Origin of the sequence: Sphingomonas sp. (assembly GCF_031380695.1) — a bacterium.
Taxonomy (GTDB): domain Bacteria; phylum Pseudomonadota; class Alphaproteobacteria; order Sphingomonadales; family Sphingomonadaceae; genus Sphingomicrobium.
This window is the reverse complement of record NZ_JANMWY010000013.1, coordinates 1-6,310: the sequence shown is the minus strand read 5'-3', so window position 1 is coordinate 6,310 and position 6,310 is coordinate 1. Positions and strand designations below refer to the sequence as shown.

The 6,310-nt window shown below is 67.4% G+C and carries 7 protein-coding genes; 5 read left to right on the top strand and 2 right to left on the bottom strand.

The window, feature by feature from the left end; all coding sequences use genetic code 11:
• The coding region (locus RMN84_RS00420) for a DEAD/DEAH box helicase family protein (protein ID WP_405051406.1) at positions 1 to 275 on the bottom strand (275 nt) is incomplete at its 3' end.
• A 62-nt stretch (positions 276 to 337) separates the two neighbouring features.
• Between RMN84_RS00420 and RMN84_RS00415 the strand changes: the two genes are divergently transcribed.
• From RMN84_RS00415 to RMN84_RS00405, 3 genes are all read left to right on the top strand, one after another.
• Positions 338 to 2,050, top strand: a complete 1,713-nt coding sequence (locus RMN84_RS00415; RefSeq protein WP_309610237.1) for a D-aminoacylase — start codon at positions 338 to 340, stop codon at positions 2,048 to 2,050.
• Positions 2,051 to 2,117: 67 nt separating this feature from the next.
• Positions 2,118 to 2,684 carry a DUF3617 domain-containing protein gene (locus RMN84_RS00410; RefSeq protein ID WP_309610236.1) on the top strand — a complete coding sequence of 189 codons (567 nt, stop codon included), beginning with the start codon at positions 2,118 to 2,120 and terminating at the stop codon, positions 2,682 to 2,684.
• 46 nt (positions 2,685 to 2,730) lie between these two features.
• Positions 2,731 to 3,663, top strand: coding sequence for a diacylglycerol kinase family protein (locus tag RMN84_RS00405; protein WP_309610235.1), 933 nt, complete (start codon positions 2,731 to 2,733; stop codon positions 3,661 to 3,663).
• Here the strand turns inward: RMN84_RS00405 and RMN84_RS00400 are convergent.
• Positions 3,629 to 4,072, bottom strand: coding sequence for a cupin domain-containing protein (locus RMN84_RS00400; RefSeq protein ID WP_309610234.1), 444 nt, complete (start codon positions 4,070 to 4,072; stop codon positions 3,629 to 3,631). The two genes, RMN84_RS00405 and RMN84_RS00400, sit on opposite strands and share 35 nt — an antisense overlap.
• 112 nt (positions 4,073 to 4,184) lie before the next feature.
• Between RMN84_RS00400 and RMN84_RS00395 the strand changes: the two genes are divergently transcribed.
• Both RMN84_RS00395 and RMN84_RS00390 read left to right on the top strand, forming a co-directional pair.
• Positions 4,185 to 5,390, top strand: coding sequence for a serine hydrolase domain-containing protein (locus RMN84_RS00395; RefSeq protein WP_309610233.1), 1,206 nt, complete (start codon positions 4,185 to 4,187; stop codon positions 5,388 to 5,390).
• Between the two features lie 284 nt (positions 5,391 to 5,674).
• Positions 5,675 to 6,310: ribonucleotide reductase N-terminal alpha domain-containing protein (locus RMN84_RS00390; RefSeq protein WP_309610238.1), on the top strand; the 636-nt coding region annotated here is incomplete at its 3' end.

Here is a 6,310-nt window from a genome sequence, read left to right as displayed (position 1 = left end):
ATCAGCGCCGGCCGCTGCAGCGTCTCGATCACCTTGGCCATGGTGAAGGTCTTGCCCGACCCGGTCACGCCCAGCAGGACCTGATCCTGTTCCCCGGCCAGCGCCGCCTCGGTCAGCTCGGCGATCGCCGCCGGCTGGTCCCCGGCCGGTTCATAGTCGGCGGCCAGCACGAATTTCCGCCCCCCCTCAGCCTTGTCGGGGCGCTGCGGGCGGTGCGGAACGAAGGCCGCGTCCGCTTCGGGTTCGGCCAGTGAAGTACGGATTTGAATTGCCATCGCAGCGGCATATGGTGCCCCCGCCCCGCCCACGCAACGCGGGCGTCGACAGGGGATCGTTCATGCGCGCTTTATGGCCTTCGCTCACTTTCCTTTTGGCCTCGTGCGCCAGCGTTCCACCCCCGCCGCAAGCCCCGTCCCAGACTGCGCAGCAATTCGACCTCATCGTTCGTGGCGGCACGATCGTCGACGGCAGCGGCGGCCAGCCGTTCACTGGCGACGTCGGCATCAGCGGCGACCGCATCGTCGCGGTCGCGCCGCATCTCGACGGCACCACCACGCGGACGATCGACGCGACCGGGCTCGCCGTCGCCCCCGGCTTCGTCAACATGCTCAGCTGGGCCAATGAATCGCTGGTCGAGGACGGCGCGAGCGAAAGCGACATCCGTCAGGGCGTCACGCTCGAAGTCATGGGCGAGGGCGACAGCGAAGGCCCCTACAACGACAAGATGATCGCCAACGCGCAGGAGCAGCAGGGCGATATCAAATTCCCAATCACCTGGCGCAGCCTGCGCGGCTATTGGGACTTCCTCGAGAAGAAGGGCATCGCCCCCAACGTCGCCAGCTTCGTCGGCGCCAGCCAGGTCCGCACTTTTGTGGTGGGCGAGGACGATGTCGACCCGACCCCGGTCCAGCTCGGCGAAATGCAGAACCTCGTCCGCGCAGCCATGAACGAGGGCGCAATGGGGGTTGGCTCGTCGTTGATCTATGCCCCCGCCACCTTCGCCGAGACGCCCGAGCTGATCGCGCTGGCAACCGCATCGGCCCAGTGCGGCGGCATGTACATCAGCCACATGCGCAACGAGAGCGACCATGTGCTCGAGGCGACCGACGAGCTGATCGCTATCGCCCGCGCCTCTGGCGGCCCGGCTGAAATCTATCATATGAAACAGGCCGGCACCGGCAATTGGGACAAGCAAAAGCCGATGATCGACCGGATCGAGGCTGCCCGAGCACAGGGGATCCGCATCACCGCCGATATGTACACCTACACCGCCGGGGCGACCGGGCTCGACGCGGCGATGCCGCCGTGGGTCCGCGCCGGGGGCTATGAGCAATGGCGCGAGCGCCTGCTCGACCCCGCGCTGCGCAAGAAGGTCGTCGCCGAGATGAAGCTCCGCCCGGTCGGCTGGGACAGCCTCTATTTCCAGGCCGGCAGCCCCGACAAGGTCCTGTTCCTCCAGTTCAAGAATCCGGCGCTCAAGAAATATACCGGCATGACGCTCGCCCAGGTAGCGAAGGCGCGCGGGACCAGCCCGGAAGACGCCGCCATCGACCTGGTGATCGAGGACGGCACCCGCGTCGGCACCGCTTACTTCCTGATGAGCGAGGACAATGTCGCGCGCCAGACCGCCCTGCCGTGGATGTCGTTCGGCAGCGATTCCGCCTCACAGGCACCGCGCGGCAAATTCCTGCTGTCGAGCGTTCACCCGCGCACGTACGGCACCTTCGCTCGCCTGCTCGGCAAATATGCCCGCGACGAGAAACGCCTGTCGCTGGCCGAGGCGGTGCGCAAGCTGACCAGCCTGCCGGCGTCGAACCTCGGCATCATGGATCGCGGCCTGATCCGCCCCGGCATGCACGCCGACCTCGCCATCTTCGACCCGGCAAAAATCGCCGACACCGCCACCTATGACAAGCCGCAGCAGTTCGCGGTCGGCATGCGCGACGTGCTGGTCAACGGGCAGCCGGTATTGCTCGACGGTGAAATGACCCCCGCCCGCCCCGGCCGCGCCGTCACCGGCCCCGGCACGGGCCGGTGCCCGCCGCGATGACCCGCCGGATTGCATCGGGGTCGAAGCCGGATATGGTGCACGACGCGCGCCGCTCAGGGAGATAGACATGCGGACTGGACTGACTGTCGTGGCGCTGGCACTGCTGGCGGCGTGCAACCGCTCGCCGTCGATCGAGGCGCGCAACGCGTCGCGGGCCGACGTCGCCAACAAGATCGCGGCGGCCGGCGGGGCGGAGAGCTTCGTTCGTCCGGGCAAGTGGGCGACGACCGTTTCGATCGACGAGATGGCCGTGCCGGGCATGCCGCCCGAGGCCGCCGCCCGGATCAAAAGCATGAACGCCAAGGGCCGCACGTTCGAAACCTGCCTCACGCCCGAACAGGCGAAGAAGCCGACGGCGGAGATGTTCAACGGCAACTCCGACCGCTGCCGCTACGACCATTTCACCATGGGCGGGGGCAAGATCGACATGGTCATGCGCTGCACCGGAGAAGGCCAAGGCAGCGCGGTCAGCCAGGTCATGGCGATGACCGGCAGCTATTCCCCCGACAGCTATCACATGGCGATGGACAGCAAGACCGAGAGTGGTGCCGCCGGGAAGGGGCCGATGACGATGAAGATGCACCTCGACGCCAACCGCCTCGGCGAGTGCGACGCGAAGAAGGCCGCGGGCTGAACGCGCGCCGACGGACCTTAAGCGCGGATGAGCGGTTGAGCGTCGCGTGACCGACGCGATCATCCTCATCAACCAGAGCGGCGGGACCGCCAAGGGCGACCGTGAGATCGGCGCCAAGGTCGGGGCGGCACTGCGGGCGGCCGGGATCGATGGCGAGGTCGAGCTGCTCGACGGACCCGGCGTCGCGCGCCGCGCCAAGGAAGCGGTCGCCGCCAAGGCCCCGCTGATCATCGCCGGCGGCGGCGATGGCACCCAAAGCGCGGTCGCCGGCGCCATCGCCGACAGCGACAGCGTGATGGGCATTCTCCCGCTCGGTACGCTCAACCACCTCGCCCGCGACCTCGGCATCCCGTTCGACCTGACCGAAGCGGCGGCCGTAATCGGCGCGGGTCATGAGCGGCGGATCGACCTGGCCGACCTCAACGGCCGCATGTTCGTCAATAACAGCGCGCTTGGCCTCTACCCGCTGATGGTGGTCGATCGCGATGCCCAGCAAAAGCGCCTCGGCCGGTCGAAGAAGTCGGCGATGGCGATCGCCGCGCTGCGCACCCTCGTCCGCTTCCGCCACGCCCGCATCACCATCTGCGCCGACGGCGACCGCCTGGCGATCGAAACCCCGCTCTTGTTCGTCGGCAACAATGATTATGACGTCGCTTTGCCCCGCCCCGGCGACCGCAAGTCGCTGAAGGACGGCAAGCTGTGCGTGCTGGTCCTGCGCAAGAAAGGCCGCTGGGGCCTGTTCGCGGTCGCCGCCCGCGCGCTGATCGGCCGCACCCGCGACGACGACATGATCCGCCTCGATGCGGTCGAGCAGCTGCGCGTCGAAAGCCGCCGCAGCCACGTCACCGTGGCGATCGACGGCGAGACCGAGCGCCTCGCCCCGCCGCTGACCTATACGATCCGCAAGGCTGCGCTACGCGTGATGGCGCCGGCGCCTCAACCGATCAATGCTTCGCGCTCGGATCGTCCGCCGGGTTGACATAGGTCATCGCGAACGGTCCCTCGGCGACGATCTGGACGACGGTGCCAGTCCGCGTGAAGCCATAATGATTCATGCCTGCGGGGGCCTTGGCAAACCCGCCAGCGCGCAGCGTCGCCACCTTCGCGCGATCGAGCTTGTCGCCCATGCCGAGCAAGAAATTGCCCGAAATGACCGTGACCAGTTCATCGGCCGGATGACTGTGCGCAGCAATCACATAACCGGCCGGCATGCGCAGACGGATCGCGAACGTACCGCTTTTGCCAGGGTCGCCGGCCAGCACCGCCATTCGCGCGCCCTTGGGGAATACGGCCGGAGCCGGACCCCATTTGAGGTCAGTCGAGTTCATCTGTGCCAAGGCCGTCGACGTCGCCAGCAGGGCCGCGATGGCCACTATTGTCTTCATCATTACTTTTCTCCTGTTTGAATCGGAGTCGGCAATAGGCAACGATTTGCCGGTCGAGTCCAGCGCTGGCGCGGCGGGCGCGCGTAGCATATTCGTTGCCGCGAAGGATCGACCGATGCGCCTCGCCTTGTCTGCCGCCCTGCTACTCGCCGGTTGCGCCACGATGCAGCCGCGCGACCATGTCCGCGCCGAGGTCGAGGTGGCGTTCGATCGCGCTGGCGAGACCGGCGCCCGCTCGGTCGGCCTCGCCGACCCGGCCTCCGGGCGGCTGGTCACGCCTGACGATCCGGTCCGAGTCGCCTCGGTCAGCAAGCTGGTCGTCGCGATCGGGGTGATGCGGCTGGTCGAGGAGGGGCGAGTTTCGCTCGACGAGGACGTCTTGGCGAAGCTCGGCTGGGCGCTGCGCAACCCGGCCTTTCCCGACCGCCCGGTGACCCTGCGGATGCTGCTGTCGCACACTGCCTCGGTCCGCGACCAGGGCGACAATTACGTCCTGCCGCTCGACGGCAGCGTCCGCGCGGCAATGGCCGACACGCGCTCGTGGGACCCTAAGCACGGCCCCGGCGACACCTTCTATGTCTACGCCAACATGAACTTCCCGATCATCGCCTCGGTGATGGAGCGCGCCACCGGGGAGCGGTTTGACATGCTGATGAAGCGCCTCGTGCTCGATCCGCTGAAACTCGACGCCTGCTTCAACTGGCCGACATGCAGCGACGCGGCGCTGGCTCGGGCGGTCGAGCTCGACGGGGCCGACGGCAAACCGCGCAAGGACGATCTCCATGGCCAGCGCCCCGCCTGTCCGGTGTCGCCGCCCACAGCCGGCCCGTGCGACCTGTCGCGCTGGCGGGCGGGCGAAAACGGCGCGCTGTTTGCCCCCCAGGGCGGCCTGCGCATTTCACCCCGCGGCCTCGCCCGGATCGGGCGGATGCTGCTCGCCGGCGGCACGCTCGACGGGGTGCGCATCCTCGAGCCGGCGTCGGTCGAAACGATGCTCACCCCCGTGTGGATCCATGACGGCCGCAACGGCGACACCGATCACGGCTTCGCCTGCCGCTACGGCCTGGCCACGCAGACCCTCGCTACCCGCCGTCCCGGTTGCGGCGACGATCCCGGCGGTGACGGCATCGCGCGGGTCGGCCATGCCGGCGAAGCCTATGGCCTGCGCTCGGGCCTGTGGATCGACCGGGCGAGCGGCACCGGCATCGCCTATTACGTCACCGGCCTGGCCGATCAGCCCGCGCCGGGCAAGGGCGGCTTCTTCGCGGCAGAGGAAGCGGCCTTCCGCCGCGCCCTCGCTTTGTCGCATTCGCGCCACTGAGCTTCATCTTTTTTACCATTCGATGAAAATCCCACTTGCGTCGCGGGTCGGATTGAAACACTATCCCTTGTGTAGCGACGGGGGTCCTGCTCAACACCTAGTGGTTGGGGCTGAATATACCTATATTCAGCAGGCGGCCGGCCGTGCCCTGTGGATATCGGGGACGGCGTCCAGAAAAAGGCCCGCGGCGCGGCAAAAGAGCGTAGGCTGACGCGATGAGCGCGAGTCGAACATTAGAAGAACAAGCGGTCGCCACGGTGCTCCGCGACGAACAGGAGTCGGTGATGGATTTTGCAGGCAGCAGCACGGTCGACTCGAGCGACGTCACCAGCGCGCCCACTCGCGACAGCCACACCATCGACCGCCGCGCCTTCGCCGTCGTCACCGATTCGAGCCGCGACGCGCTGCTGACCGACTTCGGCAAGGAGACGCTCAGGGACCGCTACCTGCTACCCGGCGAATCCTATCAGGATCTCTTCGCCCGCGTCGCCTCGGCCTATGCCGACGATCAGGACCACGCCCAGCGCGTCTATGACTATATCTCGAAGCTGTGGTTCATGCCCGCTACCCCCGTCCTGTCGAACGGCGGCACCGGCCGCGGCCTGCCGATCAGCTGCTATCTCAACAGTGTCTCGGACAGCCTCAACGGGATCGTCGACACGTGGAACGAGAATGTCTGGCTGGCGTCGAAGGGCGGCGGCATCGGCACCTACTGGGGCAACGTCCGCGGCATCGGCGAGCCGGTCGGCCTCAACGGCAAGACCAGCGGCATCATCCCGTTCGTCCGCGTGATGGATTCGCTGACCCTCGCGATCAGCCAGGGCTCGCTGCGCCGCGGTTCGGCTGCCTGCTACCTCGACGTCTCGCATCCCGAGATTGAGGAGTTCCTCGAAATCCGCAAACCCTCGGGCGACTTCAAC